Below are 15,959 nucleotides of genomic sequence, written 5' to 3' on the forward strand. Positions count from 1 at the left end.
CGGGACGCGCCGGCCGTGTGACGACGGGGCCTTGCCGCACGGCGCCGGGCCGTGCGGCTTGCCGTCATCCGGAGCGGGGGACGGACCTCACGGGCAGCTATGCACCCAGCCGCCGCCCCATCCGCGATGCCAGTAGCAGGCCGGGCGAACCGGCGGGCCCCAGCCACGGGCATAGGGCGGCACGTACCAGCCGGCGGGATAGTTGGGGCGCCAGACGCAACGCCACGGGCCGCAGACCCAGCGCACCGGCTCGATGCCGGGGAGCGTGGCGGCGGCGGCGGCGGGGGCGACGGCGAGTGCCGGCATGGCGACGCCGGCCTGCGCGGGCGTGCCGAGGCCGAGCGTGGCGGCGAGCGCGAGGCTGCCGAGCAGCGGAGCGGCGAAGCGGCGGAGGGGGAAGGGAAGGCCGAAGGCAGGCAGACCGGGCATGATTTAAGTCTCCCAGAGGTTCGACGAACCCGGAGATGATAGCACGCGCCGGTACCGGGGCGACGACAAACCGGCCGCCTAGCGATGGCGCCCGCATGTTGAAACATCGCACCGGTGCAACGCCCGGCGCCACGGAAAGGGCCGGGGAAGGCGGTGCCGCCGCCCCGTGCCGGGCTTGGTCCACGCGCCCGCCGAGCCGCCGGTCCTGAGCCACCCTGCCCGAGCGGCGGCCCGCTTGCCGCCGGCCCGAGGCGGCCTCATGGCGCCGGCGCCTTCACCGAAGCGAGGCGCCGCCGCGAGCGACCCGCCACGCCGCCGTCACGGGGCGGGCGTCACTTCTCTTCTTTTTCGACGACGGCTTTCTCGGTATCCGGCGTCTCGGTCTTTTCGATGACCGGCCGACCTAATACTTTGAAGATATCATCGTAGCGGATGAGGCCGCGGGACATCCATATATTCGAAATTCTCTTGAAGTGCTTTACTTTAAGCTTGTTCTTGCGGCCGCTATGTATCGAGAAAACCGGCTGTTTGCCCAGTTCGGCCTTGTCGAGCAGCGTATCCATGCCGGTATCGCTGTTCGGCGTCGCGTTGAACACCGTATTCGGCGTCCTCAGGCCGAGGGAGTAGTAATTCTCAAGGCTTCCGGTTTCCTTGAGGATATAGGCGTAGATAAGAAGAAATTCCGTGGCCTGGCTTCTCTTGTTCCCGAAGAATTTTTCGACGGATTCGAAATTCTCGTCGAGATAGGCGCACAGTCCCTGCAACGTCTCACGCAGCACGGGGTAGGGCGTAATCGTCGGCGGCGAGGGGAGGGACATGAACGAGGTGTCGACGCCCATCGTGTTGAGGCTGTCCTCGAGCCATGAGAACTGAAACCCGCCCGGCGAGCGCATTCTCACATAAGTCTTCGGCTTGCCATCCTCCGAGAAAAACTCGTGCCTGAGGACAGGATGTATGAAGCTGTTTTTCGCGTCCATGATGACGACGCGTGACGACACGCAGATGTTGTACAGCATCAGCTTGATCGCCTGCTGATGCACCCAGCCGCCCTTCGCCATGTTGTAGCGAAGTATGTCGTTCTTCGTCCAGATTTTTACCTTGTCTTTGAGATGCTCAAAAATATCAAGGTTGTCGTTTATGTGACTTTTAATTTCAGCCGTTGCATCGTCGTCATCGTTGATGATGACGTTGATGGACGAAATCATCTCGGTCGGAACGTATTTCGCAAAAGACCGTGCCTGTACCTTCCACAGCTCGACGTCCCCACGATAGGTAACCGTAGCAAAATCAATAGCGTCGTTTTCCAAATGATCCATGCTCTCGTCTTGCTGCAAACGAGTGCCTCTCGGTCACTCAATCCAATCATCTCGCCATAAATGGCATCTGCACCCCCCGCTCCACAAAAAGATGAAACGAGCCGGCGGGCAGCTTACTATGAGGACATGGGGCGGCAAAACCCCTTCGTCCGAAATCCGCCGAGGCGTTGGACGGGCGGTGCCGGCCATCGGACCCGGGCAGGGATTCCGGACGAATGCACGCAATAGTCGTGCCAGTGTCGAATTTTCTATCGGAGCGCGATCAGTCCGACCAGTCCGCCGCCCAGCACCAGGATCGCCGGGTTGATCCGCTTGACGAAATAGACGCCGAGAAACACCGCGATGGCGATGGCGACCGTCATCGACCCTTCTATGGCGGTACGGGCGATGGCGATGGCGCCGGCCGCCATCAGCCCCACCACCAGCGGCGCCATGCCCCGCTGCAGCGCGGCGCGCCAGGGCGAGCCCTCGAAATGGTCCCACAGCCGCGAGGCGCCGAGCGAGATCGCCCCCGCCGGCACGAAGAAGCCGAGATAGGCGATCAGCGCGCCGAGGAAACCGGTGACGTGATAGCCGATCACCATCACCATCAGCATGTTCGGGCCGGGCACCACCTGGCCGAGGCCGTAAATGTCGCGGAACTGGTCGTCGGTGAGCCAGTGATGGGTGTCGATCACCAGCGCCTTGGTCTCGGGCAGCACCGCCGCGCCGCCGCCGACCGCCAGTACCGACAGCAGCGAGAATACGCCGAGGACGGAAAGATTCTCGTTCATGCCGGATCACTCTCCACCGCGTCGGCGCCCTTCCGCGGGCGATAGATCAGCACCGCCGCCGGGCCGACGGTGAGGATCACCCACAGCAGCGAGACGTGCAGGAAGCTCACCAGCCCGACGGTGACGAGAATGATGGCGACGTCGATCAGCGAGCCGAGCTGCTTGCGGCCGATCTGCAGCGTCACCGCCGCCAGCATGCCGACCGCCGCCGCACCCACCCCGATCAGCGCGGCGTTGACGTACGGGTTATTGGCGTTCGAGGCGTAGGCGACGCCCAGCACCATGATCAGCGCCGCGCCGGGCAGGGTGATGCCGAGAAAGGCGATGATGGCGCCGAGGATGCCGCGCAGCCGGTCGCCGACGATGATCGCCATGTTGGTGGCGTTGAGGCCGGGCAGCGCCTGCGCGATCTCCAGCGCCGAGAGGAAGCGTTCCTCGTCCAGCCAGCCCTTCTGCAGCACCAGCGCGTTGCGCAGATAGGCGACCACCCCGCCGCCGAAGCTGGTCGCCCCGATGACGAGGAAGGTGACGAAGATCTCGCCGAGTCCTACCGCTCCACGCCCAACAGGCGCGGAGGGCGGGGCGGCGTCGGCCGGGACGGGCGGGCTCATTCGCGACCGACCGCGGCGAGCTTGCCGAAATTATACACCAGCGCCGTCTTGGTGGCGCCGAGATACACCCATTCCGGCACCTGCTGTTGCACGTCGAGGAAGAAGGCTTCCGAGCGCGCCTTGGCCTTGGCGTGCAAGGCGTCATAGTGTTCGAACTTGGCCTGGAAGGCGAACTCTCCGACGATGGAGCTCTCGGTCGACCGGTCCCGCCACACGGCGATGGTCGCCTTGGCGATGAGGCCGTGGCCGAAATCGAAGCCGCCGACATTCACCTGCACTTCCTCGACCGGCAGGTTGTTGACCAGCGACACCGGCGTGCCGGCGCTGACCGGGCACAGCTCCGACAACACCGGGAACACCGAGGCGATCCGCTCCAGCCCGGCATCCAGCACCAGTCCGGGAGAGAGCAGCACGCAATTATGCGAATAGAGGCTGCGCATGCCGCCGAGCTTGTCCTTCAGCGGCAGCAGCTCTTCCTTGAACTTGATGTCGGCGGCGCCCTGAAGATGCGGGGTGACGTCGATCCCCGCCGCCTCGGCGAGTTCGGGATGGCGGAACTTGAAGGTGAGCTCGTGGTCGTGTTCCGGCCAGCCATCGGTGTAGAAGGTGCGCTTGCGCAGGATGAAGGCGTTCCGGTACAGGTCGTAGTCGGGCGTGTCGTAGAACAGCACCTCGCGGACCTGGCGCTTGAAGCCGTCCTTGTTGGTGTGGGCCACCACCTTGTGCGCCTCGGCCACCTGGCAGACCTTCTGCCAGAAGACCTCGAATTGGCGCGGGTCGAAGAACCGCTCGGGACGCAGCAGGATCTTGTATTCGCGGTAGTGAATGTCGTCCATGGCGACCTCGGGGAACCGCGGCGGGCGGCCGCGCGATTCCAACGATTTACGCCCTGCCCGCGCCACTCACAAGACCGTGCCGCCGCTGACGTCGCATGACTGAAACAAACGGCGGAGCATCTTGAATCGGCAGGGCAAATTGTGGTCCAAGGGTCGTAACCCTGTGATCGCAGTCCCATATCACATTGAGCCGACGCGGCGCGCTGCCGCACCAGGAAGAGAGATCGACAATGCCCTCCAAGCTTGAACAGCTGCGTGCCATGACCGTCGTCGTCGCCGATACCGGCGATATCGAGGCTGTGCGGCGCCTCAAGCCGCAGGACTGCACTACCAATCCGACGCTGCTGCTGAAGGCGGCGGAGACCCCGGCCTATGCCTCGCTGGTCGACGAGGCGATCGCCTGGGGCGCCAAGCAGGCCGGCGACCACGACATGGTGGTGAAGGCGACCTGCGACCGGCTGGCGCTCAATTTCGGCGCCGAGCTCGCCGGCATCGTGCCGGGCCGGGTGTCCACCGAGGTCGATGCCGACCTGTCCTTCGACACCGAGGCGACGCTCGCCAAGGCGCGGGCCTTCATCAAGGCCTATGAGGAGCGCGGCATCGGGCGCGAGCGCATCCTGATCAAGATCGCCTCGACCTGGGAAGGTATCCGCGCCGCGGAAGTGCTGCAGAAGGAAGGCATCGACTGCAACCTGACGCTGCTGTTCGCGATGCCGCAGGCGGTGGCCTGCGCCGATGCCGGCGTGTTCCTGATCTCGCCCTTCGTCGGGCGCATCCTCGACTGGCACGTCAAGGCCGGCGAGGGTCCGTTCACCGCCGACACCGATCCCGGCGTCGTCTCGGTCCGGCAGATCTACGCCTACTACAAGACCCACGGCATCAAGACCGTGGTGATGGGCGCCTCGTTCCGCAACACCGGGGAGATCGAGGCGCTGGCCGGCTGCGACCGGCTGACCATTGGCCCGGCGCTGCTCGATCAGCTCGAGGCCGACCAGGGTGAGCTGGCGCGCCAGCTCGACCCGGCCAAGATTGAGGGCGCCCCGGCGCGGATCGCGCTCGACGAGAAGGCGTTCCGCTTCGCCATGAACCAGGACGCGATGGCGACCGAGAAGCTCTCCGAGGGCATCCGCCAGTTCGTCAAGGACCTCAACAGCCTGCGCGCCAAGGTCAGCGCGCGGCTGAAGGCGGCCTGAGGCGCGCCCCACCGTTCACGTCGCGATCCATCCGAGCGGGTGACGGCTGGCAGGCCGTCGCCCGCTGCCGTTTTTGAAGGCGAATTCCCTCATGTTCGATCCGTCGCAGCTCGGGTTTGCGCTGGCCGCCGGCCTCGCGGCGGCGACGGTCGGCCTGTCCAAGGGCGGGCTGCCGATGATCGGCCTGCTCGCCGTGCCGATCATGTCGCTGGTGATGTCGCCGCTCACCGCCGCCGGCCTGCTGCTGCCGGTCTACGTCGTCAGCGACCTGTTCGGCGTGTGGAGCTACCGGCGGGAATATTCCGGCCGCAACCTCGCCATCCTCATGCCGGCGGGGGCGTTGGGGGTGGGCATCGGCTGGGCCACCGCCACGGTGATCAGCGAGGAGGCGGTGATGCTGCTGATCGGGCTGATCGGCCTCGGCTTCTGCCTCAATCGCTGGTTCGGCCGCCTGCCGGCGCAGCCGCGCCCGGCCGACGTGCCGCGCGGGCTGTTCTGGGGCACGCTGACCGGCTTCACCAGTTTCGTGACCCATGCCGGGGCGCCCCCCTACCAGACCTACATCCTGCCGCAGCGCCTGCCGAAAATGGTGTTCGCCGGCACCTCGACGCTGCTGTTCGCGGCGCTCAACGCCATGAAGCTGGTGCCCTATTGGGCGCTGGGGCAGCTGAGCCTGTCCAACCTCGCCGTCACGCTGGCGCTCACCCCGGTGGCGGTGGCCGGTACCCTCGCCGGGGTGAAGCTGACGCGGATCCTCCCGGAAAAGCTGTTCTTCCGCCTGGTGATCGGGGCGCTGTTCCTGCTGTCGCTGAAGCTGGTGATGGACGGCGTGGTCCATTACGCCCACGCCGCTGCCGCCGTCGCCGCCGTCGCATGGTGAGGTCGCGTGGCGAGGCCGTCGCGCCTCAGTCCGCCGGCGCCAGCAGGCGGTGCACCAGATTGACCCAGTAGGACGCGCCGACCGGCAGCAGCGCGTCGTTGAAGTCGTACTGGGCGTTGTGCAGGTTCGATCCCGGGCCGCTGGCGAGGCACAGATAGGCGCCGGGCACCTTCTCCAGCATGTAGGCGAAATCCTCCGCCGCCATGATCGGCGGGAAATCGGTGACGACGTTCGCGTCCCCGCTGGTGGCGCGCGCGGCGGCGAAGGCCTCCTCGAGCTCGGCGCGGTGATTGACCATCGCCGGGTAGCGGCGCTGGTAGTCGACGGCGATGTCGGTTCCCGTCGCCGCGCCGATGCCGGCGCAGATAGCCCTGAAGCGGGTCTCGACCAGATCGCGCACCTCGCGGGTGAAGGTGCGTGCGGTGCCGCGCAGAACCACCTCGTCGGGGATGACGTTCCAGGTGTCGCCGCCATGGATCTGGGTGACGGTGACCACCGCCGCCTCGGCCGGATCGACGCTGCGCGACACGATGGATTGCAGCGCACCGACCAGCTGGGTGGCCGCCAGCACCGGGTCGATGCCGCGATGCGGCATCGCCGCATGGGCGCCGCGCCCGCCGACCTTCACCTCGAAGATGTCGAAGGCGGCGAACATCGGCCCCGGCCGTCCGAGGAAGCGGCCGAATTCGGCGTTCGGCCAGTTGTGGAGGCCGTAGACCGCCTGCATCGGGAAGCGCTCGAACAGGCCCTCCTCGACCATAACCTTGCCGCCGCCCTCGTTCTCTTCCGCCGGCTGGAAGATGAAATGCACCGTGCCGGCGAAATCGGGATCGGCGGCGAGGTGCCGGGCGGCGCCGAGCAGCATGGTCATGTGCCCGTCATGGCCGCAGGCGTGCATCTTGCCGGGGGTGGTCGAGCGCCACGGCAGGTTGGTGGCCTCGGTGATGTCGAGGGCGTCGATGTCGGCGCGCAGCCCGATGGCGGGGCCCGGCCCCCGGCGCCCGTGCAGCGTGGCGACGAGGCCGGTGCCGGCGAGGCCGCGATGCGGCTCCAGCCCGAAATCCTGCAGCCGGGCGGCGAGAAAGTCGCTGGTGCGGTGCTCCTCGAAGGCGGTCTCGGGGAAGCTGTGCAGCTCGCGCCGCCAGGCCGTCATCTCGTCGCGGCGGGCCGCCAGGGCCGGAATGATGCCGTCGCTCATGCGAGTCGTCCTTTTTCTCGCCATCCTGATCGCTAGTTTGGCGGCGTGGCTTATGGCACGGACGCCGGGGTTCGCACGAGGGCGGAACCCGGCACCGCGCCCGCCGCAACGGTGGTATTGCGCGGTGGACCGCGCGCTGGAGGAATACCGGCTCTGCGTTTCAGGTTTGCATTGCCGACGGATATCAATAAATTGCTTACCAAGTTTCGCTATGGATTCACGCCCAGTAAGCCTGCCTCGTCAGAAGGTGGGAGCGTGATCGATCGATGCGGCGACGTCATTCGCAACGCATCGGCGGTGTGAATGTGGGTTTTGGGGAGTTATGGGCAGAAAAGCTCGCACCCGTGGTTTCGGCACGCGCGCGCCGGTGGCGCCGAAGCCTGTCCGTCCTCGCTGGCACTTCGTCACCGCGCTGATCATCGGCGCGGGCGGGGCTGCTGCGACCGCGGCCGTGTCGTTCGGCGCCGCCTGGGCGCCGTCCTCCACCTCTTCCTCTGAGCTGCGCGTGATCGAGGCGAGCGCCGTGGCCGGCCTGTCCGGCATTGGCCGCGCGCCGGTCAATCTTCCGCCGCCCATGCCGGAGGACACTCCGTTCGAAATGGCGGCGCCGCCGATGAAGATGGAGGCGAGCGTCCGCGAGATCCGCAATTTCCAGTCCTCCGGTATCGTCGCGCTGGCGCCGAACTGGATTTTCGGGACGGAGATGCAGATGCCGCAGCGCGCGCCCGGCCAGAGCGTGGCGAGCGTGCCGGTGCCGGCCGTTTCCGACCTCGCCGGCAGCGCGACGCCGAAGGGCGCGGTGGTGGCGATGGCCCATGCGGTGCCGCTGCCGACCTCCGACCCGCGCGGCGCCGACCGCAGCAAGACGGCCGCCGTGCCGGCGGACGATGCCCCGGACGCGATGGCCTCCGGCGATCTCGCCGCCGAGATGCCAAAGCCGGAGAAGAACCCGCTCGCCCGCAAGGTGCGCCTCGCCTCGCTGTCGACCGGCGAGGGCGAACTCGATCTCGGCCCGACCGAGCCGCCGCAGGTGACACCGGAAGAGGCCACTGGCATTCCGATGTCGAGCGCCGAGGTGCGTCTGCCCAGGTCCGGCGACCGCTTTGCTGTCTACGACATCGTCGGCCAGACCGTGTACATGCCGGATGGAACCAAGTTCGAGGCGCATTCGGGCTATGGCGACAAGTTCGACGACCCGCGCCACATCTCGGTGAAGATGCTCGGGCCGACGCCGCCCAACACCTACCGCCTGACGATGCGCGAATCGCTGTTCCACGGCGTCGAGGCGCTCCGGATGACGCCGGTCGGCAAGGAGCCGATGTATGGCCGCAACGGCATCCTGACCCACACCTACCTGCTGGGCGCGCGCGGCGATTCCAACGGCTGCATCTCGTTCAAGGACTACACCGGCTTCCTCGCCCACTGGAAGAAGGGCAAGATCGACCACATGGTGGTCGTGGCCCGCCTGCCCAACGACATCAAGCCGAACAAGGGCGTCGGTTCCATGTTCGCCTGGCTGAAGCCCAAGAGTGCGCGCACCGACTAAGCGCGGCACCGACTAAGACCGGGCGCCGACCGGAAAAGAATAAAGGGCACCGCCGCGGCGGTGCCCTTTTCGTTTGCACGGAGGTGTTGGGCGCGGATGCGCCCGCCCGGCTCAGGCGGTGCCCATCTCGTCGAGCGCCATCGGCGATTCCGGCAGGATCTGCCCGCCATCGATGGAAAGCCCCTGGCCGGTGATGTAGCCCGCCTCCTCGGAGGCGAAGAACAGCGCCGCATTGGCGATGTCGAACACGCTGCCGAGCTTCTTCATCGGCACGCAGGCGGCGGTGGAGGCGATATAGGCCTCGCCCATGCCGTCCATGCCCTCGGTGTGGATGTTGCCGGGCATCACCGCGTTGACGGTGATGTTCCACGGCGCCAGCTCGATCGCCGCCGTGCGCATGAAGCCGAGCTGGCCGGCCTTGGAGGCGCCGTAATGCGACCAGCCCGGGAAGCCGGTGATCGGCCCGGTGATCGAGGAGGTCAGCACGATGCGGCCCTGCTTCTGCGCCTTCATCTGCGGCAGCACCGCCGAGACCGACAGGAAGGTGCCCTTGAGATTGGTGCCGATCACGTGGTCGAAATCCGCCTCGGTCATCTCGCCGAGCTTAGCGGCGGGGAAGATGCCGGCATTGGCGCAGAGCACGTCGATGGAGCCGTAGCGGGCGACGGCCGTGGCGGCCATGGCGTCGCAGTCCCCGACGCGGGTGACGTCGGCGGCGAAGCCGGAGGCGTTGGGGCCGATCTCGGCGGCGACCTTCTCGGCCTCGGCGAGCGTGCGGCTGACCACCAGCACATTGAGGCCGGCCTGGCCGAAGCGCAGCGCGATGCCGCGCCCGATTCCCTTGCTGGCGCCGGTGACAATGACCGTCTTGCCTGCGAGCGGCGTGAACATGTGACGTGAGTTCCCTTGGAAAATTCAGTGTTTTCAATCGATTGAAAGAATGCAGCGCAGGCCTGCGGCGCTCGGTGCCGAAAGTCTGCGCTGCCTGTCTTTTGATCAGGGTGCGATGCAAAATTGATGTTGTAAAGCCCAAATCGAGATGTTTAGGATCTCACAAACTTCAACATCAGAACCACATTCGTGCGGCTCCGATGCGGCACTGCATGCGCGGCCGGACGAGGCTGGCGCCCACCATAAAGAGGGGACTTCGAGATGGCAGGCATTTCCAGAAGGTCGATGCTGCAGGGCATGGCGGCCGGCGCCGGCGCGCTGGCGGCGGGGCCGCTGCTCGGCACCGGCAGCGCCCTCGCGGCGCGCGAGAAGGAACTGAACATCCTGTGCTGGGAGGGCTACAATTCGGCCCAGGTGCTGGATCCGTTCCGCTCCAAGACCGGCGCCACGGTGAAGGCCGAGAGCCTGACCAACGACCCGACCATGATCAACCGGCTGCGCGCCGGCGAGATCAACACCTGGGACCTGATCAACGTCAACAATCCCTGGGCGCGCAAGGTGATGCTGCCCGAGAAGCTGATCAAGCCGCTGCCCAAGGCGGAGTTCGAGCCGTTCTTCGCCAAGATGCTCCCCGAGTTCAAATGGCCCTACAAGTGGGCGATGAGCGAGGACGGCAACGACCTGCTCGGCATGGTGCAGCGCTTCGGGCCCTACAGCTTCGTCGTCAACACCGACAAGGTCAGCCGCAAGACCGCCGAGGAGACCGGCTGGGACCTGTTCAACGATCCCGCGCTGGCCGGCAAGTACGGCATCCTGGAATCCGACGACTGGAACGTGTTCAACATCTTCGTCGTCGCCGGCATCGACCCGTTCAAGGTCCACACGCCGGAGGAGATGGCCAAGTTCGAGGAAACCGCCAAGCGGGTGTTCAAGGGCGCCAAGCTGATCGGCGACATCGCCTCGATGAACCAGGCGCTGATCTCCGGCGAGATCGACCTGCACCTCACCGGCGGCACCTATTCGGTCTCCCCGGCACGTGCCGACGGCCATCCGAACCTGCGCGCCATCACCCCGCTGAAGGGGCCGCTGGCCGGCGGCAAGGGCGGCATCTCCTGGATCGAGGTGACCTCGACGGTGAACAACCCGAACCTGTCGCCGCTGGCGCTGGACTTCCTGAAATATGTGCAGGCGCCGGAAGTGGCGCACACCGTGGCCTTCGCCGAGGGCACCTTCAACCCGGTGGCGCAGATGGGCAACAAGGCCTGCTTCGACCTGTTCACCAAGGAAGAGCTCGACGCCATCCAGTGGGACAGCCTGGAGGAGGAGATGGCGCGCTCTGTCGAGTACGACATCGTGCCGGACTACGACAAGGCGCTCGACATCATGAACGCCGCCAAGCGGTTGAGGGGGTGAGCCCGCGCGGTTGAGGCTATGCGGGGAGCTGGAAGGCATCCCCGCTTCGGCCGCTTCCTCTCCCCGTCAAGGTCGGAGGTTTCCGACGTTGATCCTTCGCGAGAATCGAATGCGACTCCGGTCGTATTCGGGGTGAGGGGTGGGGTGAGGGGCACTCGGCGCCCCGCAAAGTCGTCGCCCCTCACCGACCCGCCGCTCGGCCCGGCATCCACGATTTCACGCCCGCGGCGGCGCTCCCGCCGCCGGCCCAGCCTTGGAAGACCCCATGCTCCAGACCCTGCCCGCCGCTGCCGCCACCGACGAGGCCCCGCCGCGGCCGATCCTCCAGCTGGTCGGCGTGCGAAAAGTATTCGGCGGCTTCGCGGCGGTGGAGGGCATCGACCTCGACGTGCGCGAAGGCGAGTTCCTCACCATCGTCGGCCCGTCCGGCTCCGGCAAGACCACGCTGCTGCGCATGCTCGCCGGCATGGACCAGCCGAGCGAAGGCAACATCACCCTGCGCGGCGAGCTGATCAACGACATGCCGCCGAACAAGCGGCCGACCTGCCTGGTCTTCCAGTCGCTCGCCCTGTTCCCGCACAAGAGCGTGGGCGAGAACATCGCCTTCGCGCTCAAGGTGAAGGGCGTCGATGCCGCCACGCGCAAGAAGCGGGCGCTGGAGCTGATGCGCATCGTTCGCTTGCCGGATAACTACCACGACAAGAACGTCATGAAGTGCTCGGGCGGCGAGCGCCAGCGCGTCGCGCTGGCCCGCGCCTTCGCCTATGACCCCGAGGTGCTGTTCTTCGACGAGCCGCTCTCCGCCCTCGACTACAAGCTGAAGAAGGCGCTGGAGAAGGAGCTGAAGGACCTGCACCGGGAGACCGGCAAGACCTTCATCTACATCACCCACTCGCTGGAGGAGGCGATGGTGATGAGCGACCGCATCGGCGTGATGCGCGCCGGCAAGCTGGTGCAGGTCGGCACGCCGGAGGAGATCTACGGCGCCCCGGTCGACCGCTTCGTGTCGGAATTCGTCGGCGAGGTGAACACGCTGAAGATGAAGCGCGCCGGTGCCGAGTGGCACGGCGTCGACGTGCCCGGTACCTTCACGCTCAGCCCGCCGAAGGACGGCGCCAGCCTGGACGAGGCCTTCGTGGTGATCCGGCCGGAATATATGCGCTTCCTCGCCCCCGGCGAGCGGGCCGACAACCAGCTCACGGGCACGGTCTACAACGAATACTCGCTCGGCTCGCGCATCCAGTACCAGATCCGCGTCGGCGAGAAGGTGATGCTCGCCGAGCTGTCGCGCGCCCGCGCGCTCGCCCCCGGCGCCTCGGCCGAGGTGACGATCGGCTGGGACGCCGCCGATGCCTTCACGCTGGGCAGCTGAGGAGGGGACGATGGCCGACATCGCACTCGCCCGCGCTTCCAAGATGGCTCCCGAGACGGCGCGCGAGCTCCGCCATGCCCGCCGCCTCTCGGTCGGCGCGCGCTGCGCGCTGCCCGTCGCGGTGCTGCTTGCCATCGGCTTCCTGGCGCCGATGGTGGCTATCCTCGCCTATTCCTTCGCGACGCCGCGCAGCTTCGACGTGTTCCGCTCCTTCACGCTGGAGAACTTCGCTAGCCTGTTCGACCCGACCAACACGGTGTGGCTGTCCTTCGCCTGGTCGGTCGGCTTCGCGCTGTTCACCGTCGCCATCCTGGCGGTGATCGCCTACCCGATCGCCTATGGGCTGAACGCGGTGTTCGGCCGCTGGGCGGGCTTCGTCAGCGTGCTGTTCGTGTTCCCGCTCTTCGTGTCGGAGAATGTGCGGCTCTATGGCTGGGTGCTGTTCTTCATCAAGAACGGCGTGCTCGACGGCACGCTGAAATGGCTGGGCTTTTCCGGCGGGCCGGAGGTGCTGTACACGCCGGGCGTCACCCTGTTCGGCATGGCCTATACCTATCTGCCCTTCATGCTGTTCCCGATGACGCTGGGCCTCGCCCTGGTGCCGCGCGACCTCGTGGATGCGGCGCGGGATCTGGGGGCGGGCCGGCTGTTCATCTGGCGCGAGATCGAATTGCCGCTCGCCATGCCCGGCATCCTGATCGGCATGCTCCTGACCTTCGTGCTGGCGGTGGGTGCGACGGCGGAGGCGAAGATCCTCGGCGGCCAGTCGATCATCGTGATCTCGCACGACATCGAGATCGCCTTCACCTATTCGCAGAACTGGCCGCTCGGCTCGGCGCTCGCCGTGGTGGTGAGCGTGTTCATCGCGGCGCTGACCCTCGTCGCGCTGTCGAAGCTCGATCTCGACCGCATGCTGGGGAGGCGCTGAGCCATGGCAACCACACCGGCGGTCGCCCGCAGGCGAACCAACACGCTGATCTGGATCTGGACGGTGTTCGTCCTGGTCGCCGTCTACCTGCCCATCGTCTGCGGCGCGCTGGCGAGCTTCAACAAGAGCCGCTATTTCGGCTTCCCGATTAAAATCTACGCCACCGAGTGGTGGCAGAAGACCCTCGATTCCATCGAGATCGGCATGCTGGTGCGCAACTCCATCGCCATCGCCCTCTTGGTGACGGTGATCTCGGTGGTGATCGCCACCTTCGGCGCGCTGGCCTTCGCCCGCTACGACTGGAAGGGGCGGCGGCTCTACCAGAAGCTGATCGTGCTGCCGATCTTCTTCCCGCAACCGGTGCTCGGGCTCGCTCTGCTGCTCGGCTTCAACGCGGTCGGCATCCAGACCTCCTGGCTGACGGCGGTGTTCGCGCATCTGGTCTGGATCGTGCCGGTGGTGACGCTGGTCATCGCCATCCAGGTCTATGGCTTCGATCCCTCGCTGGAGGAGGCGGCCTACGACCTCGGCTGCACCCGCACCCAGGTGTTCCGCGAGGTGACGCTGCCGCTGCTATGGCCGGGCATCTGGTCGGGCATGCTGTTCGCGTTCCTCCTGTCGTGGAGCAACTTCCCGCTGTCGCTCTATACGGCGGGCGCCGACAGCACGATCCCGAAATGGCTCTACGCCAAGATGGTGGCGGGCTACACGCCGATGGTGCCGGCGCTCGGCACCATGGCGACGCTGGGCGCGGCGAGCTTGCTGCTCGGCGGCGGGCTGGTGATGCTGCTCCTGCGCAGGCGGCAACCGGCATGAGCGACGCGTCCGACACGCTGGGCGACCGCCGCCGACCGCGTCTCGACAAGGCGGCGCGGCAGGAGCGCATCCTCGCCGAGATGCGGGCCACCGCGACGCTGCGGGTCGGCGACCTCGCCGCCGACCTCGCCGTCTCCACCGAGACCATCCGCCGCGACCTGTTCGAATTGCAGGAGCGCGGGCTGATCAACCGCACCTATGGCGGCGCGGTGCGCCCGCTCGGGGCGGAGGCGGCGGTGACCGAGCGCCACCGCATGATGGTGGAGGAGCGCGAGGCGATCGCGGCGCGGGCGGTGAAGTTCATCAAGCCGCAGGAGGTGATCGCCATCGGCGCCGGCGCCACCACCACCCATGTCGCCCGCCGCATGGCCGCCGAGTGCCGCGACCTCACGGTGATCACCCATTCCTTCTCGGTGGCCACCGTGCTCGCCGCCAACCCGACCATCGACGTCATATTGTGCCCCGGCCACTATAACGGCCGCGAGGGCATGATGGTGGGGGTGGAGACCATCGAGTTCCTGCAGAGCTACAACGTCAACCGGGCGATCCTCGGCGTTTCCGGCATCACCCCGGAGGGCCTCGCCGACGCCGAGGCACCGGCCGCCTGGGTCTACAAGGCGATGATGAACCGGGCGGAGGAGACCATCATCGTCTCCGATCACCAGAAATTCGACGTGCCCTCGCTCGCCATCTGGGCGCGGGTGCCGGACGTGCAGCGCCTCGTCACCGACCGGGCGCCGGACGGCGCGCTCGCCCGCGCGCTCGCCCGTGCCGGCGTCGAGGTCTCGGTGGCCGGAAAGTAGGGATCATGTGGCAGCAGAAGCCCGCCGATGAGCGGATCGAGATCACGGTCGACGGCCACAGGGTCGTCGCCTACAGCTATGGCGCCGGCGACGAGGTCGTCTTCCTGCTGAATGGCGGGCCGGGCCTGCCTTGCGACTATCTGCGCGACGCGCATTCCTTCCTCGCCGATCACGGCTATCGCGTCGTCGCCTTCGACCAGCTCGGCTGCGGCGCCTCCGACAAGCCGGACGATGCCTCGCTGTGGCACATCGAGCGCTATGTCGAGGAGGTCGAGACGGTGCGCGCCGCGCTCGGGCTCGGCCGGGTGCATCTTCTCGGCCACAGCTGGGGCGGCTGGCTCGCCATCGACTACGCATTGGCCTATCCGCAGGCCCTGAAGACGCTGATCCTCGAGGACACCGCGGCCGACCTGCCGCATCTGATGGCCGAGATGCACCGGCTGCGCGCCTCCCTCGGCCCGGAAACGGTGGAGATGCTGCTCGCCCACGAGGCCGACGGCACCTACGGCCATCCCGAATACCAGGCGGCGATCACGCTGCTGAATTACCGGCATGTGTGCCGCCTGCAGGACTGGCCGGCGCCGCTGACGGCCTCGCTTAACGACTGGAACATGGCGCCGTACATGGCGATACAGGGGCCGAACGAGTTCCTCTATATCGGCAACCTCAAGGACTGGAACCGCACGGCGGACCTCCACAAGATCGCCTGCCCGGCGCTGATCACCGTCGGCCGGCACGACGAGATCACCCCCGCCTGCGCGCTGCGCATGAAGCAGAACCTCACGCAGGCCGAGATGGCGGTGTTCCCCAATTCCAGTCACATGCCGTTCTACGAGGAGCCGGCCGCCTACGACGCGCGCCTGCTCGCCTTCCTCGGCAAGCACCGGGGACGCGCCGCATGAACCCCTCGTCGAGTTCGAAGACCTACCCTGCCGTCTTTGCCGTCCCGTGCAT

Annotated in this window: 16 protein-coding genes; 9 read left to right on the plus strand and 7 right to left on the minus strand. The window is 66.9% G+C overall.

Translation table 11 applies throughout. The annotated features are described in order from the left end of the window. Positions 1–87: 87 nt before the first annotated feature. The 5 genes from KHC28_RS11900 to KHC28_RS11920 form a co-directional block, all read right to left on the minus strand. A complete protein-coding gene (locus KHC28_RS11900) occupies positions 88–429 on the minus strand; it encodes a hypothetical protein (RefSeq protein ID WP_246564705.1) in 342 nt (113 codons plus the stop codon). Positions 430–761: 332 nt separating this feature from the next. Next, positions 762–1,745 (minus strand): DUF6492 family protein, encoded by a 984-nt coding sequence (locus tag KHC28_RS11905; protein ID WP_214008570.1) that lies wholly within the window; start codon positions 1,743–1,745, stop codon positions 762–764. A 248-nt stretch (positions 1,746–1,993) separates the two neighbouring features. Further along, positions 1,994–2,518, minus strand: a complete 525-nt coding sequence (locus KHC28_RS11910; protein ID WP_214008571.1) for a chromate transporter — start codon at positions 2,516–2,518, stop codon at positions 1,994–1,996. Continuing rightward, positions 2,515–3,129 (minus strand): chromate transporter, encoded by a 615-nt coding sequence (locus KHC28_RS11915; RefSeq protein ID WP_214008572.1) that lies wholly within the window; start codon positions 3,127–3,129, stop codon positions 2,515–2,517. The genes KHC28_RS11910 and KHC28_RS11915 overlap by 4 nt, the downstream gene beginning before the upstream one ends. Further along, a complete protein-coding gene (locus KHC28_RS11920) occupies positions 3,126–3,965 on the minus strand; it encodes a hypothetical protein (RefSeq protein ID WP_214008573.1) in 840 nt (279 codons plus the stop codon). Before KHC28_RS11920 ends, KHC28_RS11915 begins: the two co-directional genes overlap by 4 nt. 230 nt (positions 3,966–4,195) lie before the next feature. On the opposite strand from KHC28_RS11920, the gene tal reads away from it, so the two are divergent. After that, positions 4,196–5,158 (plus strand): transaldolase, encoded by a 963-nt coding sequence (gene tal / locus KHC28_RS11925; RefSeq protein ID WP_214008574.1) that lies wholly within the window; start codon positions 4,196–4,198, stop codon positions 5,156–5,158. A gap of 91 nt (positions 5,159–5,249) precedes the next feature. Beyond that, on the plus strand, positions 5,250–6,038 hold the full coding sequence (locus KHC28_RS11930; protein ID WP_214008575.1) for a sulfite exporter TauE/SafE family protein: 789 nt from the start codon (positions 5,250–5,252) through the stop codon (positions 6,036–6,038). Between the two features lie 25 nt (positions 6,039–6,063). Here KHC28_RS11930 and KHC28_RS11935 read toward each other — a convergent pair whose 3' ends face one another. Next, on the minus strand, positions 6,064–7,236 hold the full coding sequence (locus KHC28_RS11935; RefSeq protein ID WP_214008576.1) for a M20 aminoacylase family protein: 1,173 nt from the start codon (positions 7,234–7,236) through the stop codon (positions 6,064–6,066). A 322-nt stretch (positions 7,237–7,558) separates the two neighbouring features. Between KHC28_RS11935 and KHC28_RS11940 the strand changes: the two genes are divergently transcribed. Further along, complete coding sequence (locus KHC28_RS11940) at positions 7,559–8,782, plus strand: tlde1 domain-containing protein (RefSeq protein ID WP_214008577.1); 1,224 nt, start codon at positions 7,559–7,561, stop codon at positions 8,780–8,782. Positions 8,783–8,893: 111 nt separating this feature from the next. Here the strand turns inward: KHC28_RS11940 and fabG are convergent, their stop codons facing one another. Further along, positions 8,894–9,673, minus strand: a complete 780-nt coding sequence (fabG, locus tag KHC28_RS11945) for a 3-oxoacyl-ACP reductase FabG (RefSeq protein WP_214008578.1) — start codon at positions 9,671–9,673, stop codon at positions 8,894–8,896. Positions 9,674–9,934: 261 nt separating this feature from the next. Here fabG and KHC28_RS11950 point away from each other — a divergent pair, with 261 nt between their 5' ends. From KHC28_RS11950 to KHC28_RS11975, 6 genes are all read left to right on the plus strand, one after another. After that, the gene (locus KHC28_RS11950) at positions 9,935–11,086 is read left to right on the plus strand and encodes an ABC transporter substrate-binding protein (RefSeq protein ID WP_214008579.1); all 1,152 of its coding nucleotides are present in this window, start codon (positions 9,935–9,937) and stop codon (positions 11,084–11,086) included. Between the two features lie 265 nt (positions 11,087–11,351). Beyond that, positions 11,352–12,458 carry an ABC transporter ATP-binding protein gene (locus KHC28_RS11955; protein ID WP_214008580.1) on the plus strand — a complete coding sequence of 369 codons (1,107 nt, stop codon included), beginning with the start codon at positions 11,352–11,354 and terminating at the stop codon, positions 12,456–12,458. A 10-nt stretch (positions 12,459–12,468) separates the two neighbouring features. Continuing rightward, positions 12,469–13,386, plus strand: coding sequence for an ABC transporter permease (locus tag KHC28_RS11960; RefSeq protein WP_214008581.1), 918 nt, complete (start codon positions 12,469–12,471; stop codon positions 13,384–13,386). 3 nt (positions 13,387–13,389) lie between these two features. After that, positions 13,390–14,202 carry an ABC transporter permease gene (locus KHC28_RS11965; RefSeq protein ID WP_214008582.1) on the plus strand — a complete coding sequence of 271 codons (813 nt, stop codon included), beginning with the start codon at positions 13,390–13,392 and terminating at the stop codon, positions 14,200–14,202. Beyond that, the gene (locus tag KHC28_RS11970) at positions 14,199–15,005 is read left to right on the plus strand and encodes a DeoR/GlpR family DNA-binding transcription regulator (protein ID WP_214008583.1); all 807 of its coding nucleotides are present in this window, start codon (positions 14,199–14,201) and stop codon (positions 15,003–15,005) included. The genes KHC28_RS11965 and KHC28_RS11970 overlap by 4 nt, the downstream gene beginning before the upstream one ends. 5 nt (positions 15,006–15,010) lie before the next feature. Beyond that, on the plus strand, positions 15,011–15,907 hold the full coding sequence (locus KHC28_RS11975; protein ID WP_214008584.1) for a proline iminopeptidase-family hydrolase: 897 nt from the start codon (positions 15,011–15,013) through the stop codon (positions 15,905–15,907). Positions 15,908–15,959 lie beyond the last annotated feature (52 nt).

Origin of the sequence: Ancylobacter sonchi, assembly GCF_018390695.1 — a bacterium.
Lineage (GTDB): Bacteria > Pseudomonadota > Alphaproteobacteria > Rhizobiales > Xanthobacteraceae > Ancylobacter > Ancylobacter sonchi.

Bases quoted from the DNA above. Each gene is read 5' to 3' on its own strand.
- KHC28_RS11900 (WP_246564705.1), bottom strand. From the start codon at position 429: ATGCCCGGTCTGCCTGCCTTCGGCCTTCCCTTCCCCCTCCGCCGCTTC.
- KHC28_RS11905 (WP_214008570.1), bottom strand. From the start codon at position 1,745: ATGGATCATTTGGAAAACGACGCTATTGATTTTGCTACGGTTACCTAT.
- KHC28_RS11910 (WP_214008571.1), bottom strand. From the start codon at position 2,518: ATGAACGAGAATCTTTCCGTCCTCGGCGTATTCTCGCTGCTGTCGGTA.
- KHC28_RS11915 (WP_214008572.1), bottom strand. From the start codon at position 3,129: ATGAGCCCGCCCGTCCCGGCCGACGCCGCCCCGCCCTCCGCGCCTGTT.
- KHC28_RS11920 (WP_214008573.1), bottom strand. From the start codon at position 3,965: ATGGACGACATTCACTACCGCGAATACAAGATCCTGCTGCGTCCCGAG.
- tal (WP_214008574.1), top strand. From the start codon at position 4,196: ATGCCCTCCAAGCTTGAACAGCTGCGTGCCATGACCGTCGTCGTCGCC.
- KHC28_RS11930 (WP_214008575.1), top strand. From the start codon at position 5,250: ATGTTCGATCCGTCGCAGCTCGGGTTTGCGCTGGCCGCCGGCCTCGCG.
- KHC28_RS11935 (WP_214008576.1), bottom strand. From the start codon at position 7,236: ATGAGCGACGGCATCATTCCGGCCCTGGCGGCCCGCCGCGACGAGATG.
- KHC28_RS11940 (WP_214008577.1), top strand. From the start codon at position 7,559: ATGGGCAGAAAAGCTCGCACCCGTGGTTTCGGCACGCGCGCGCCGGTG.
- fabG (WP_214008578.1), bottom strand. From the start codon at position 9,673: ATGTTCACGCCGCTCGCAGGCAAGACGGTCATTGTCACCGGCGCCAGC.
- KHC28_RS11950 (WP_214008579.1), top strand. From the start codon at position 9,935: ATGGCAGGCATTTCCAGAAGGTCGATGCTGCAGGGCATGGCGGCCGGC.
- KHC28_RS11955 (WP_214008580.1), top strand. From the start codon at position 11,352: ATGCTCCAGACCCTGCCCGCCGCTGCCGCCACCGACGAGGCCCCGCCG.
- KHC28_RS11960 (WP_214008581.1), top strand. From the start codon at position 12,469: ATGGCCGACATCGCACTCGCCCGCGCTTCCAAGATGGCTCCCGAGACG.
- KHC28_RS11965 (WP_214008582.1), top strand. From the start codon at position 13,390: ATGGCAACCACACCGGCGGTCGCCCGCAGGCGAACCAACACGCTGATC.
- KHC28_RS11970 (WP_214008583.1), top strand. From the start codon at position 14,199: ATGAGCGACGCGTCCGACACGCTGGGCGACCGCCGCCGACCGCGTCTC.
- KHC28_RS11975 (WP_214008584.1), top strand. From the start codon at position 15,011: ATGTGGCAGCAGAAGCCCGCCGATGAGCGGATCGAGATCACGGTCGAC.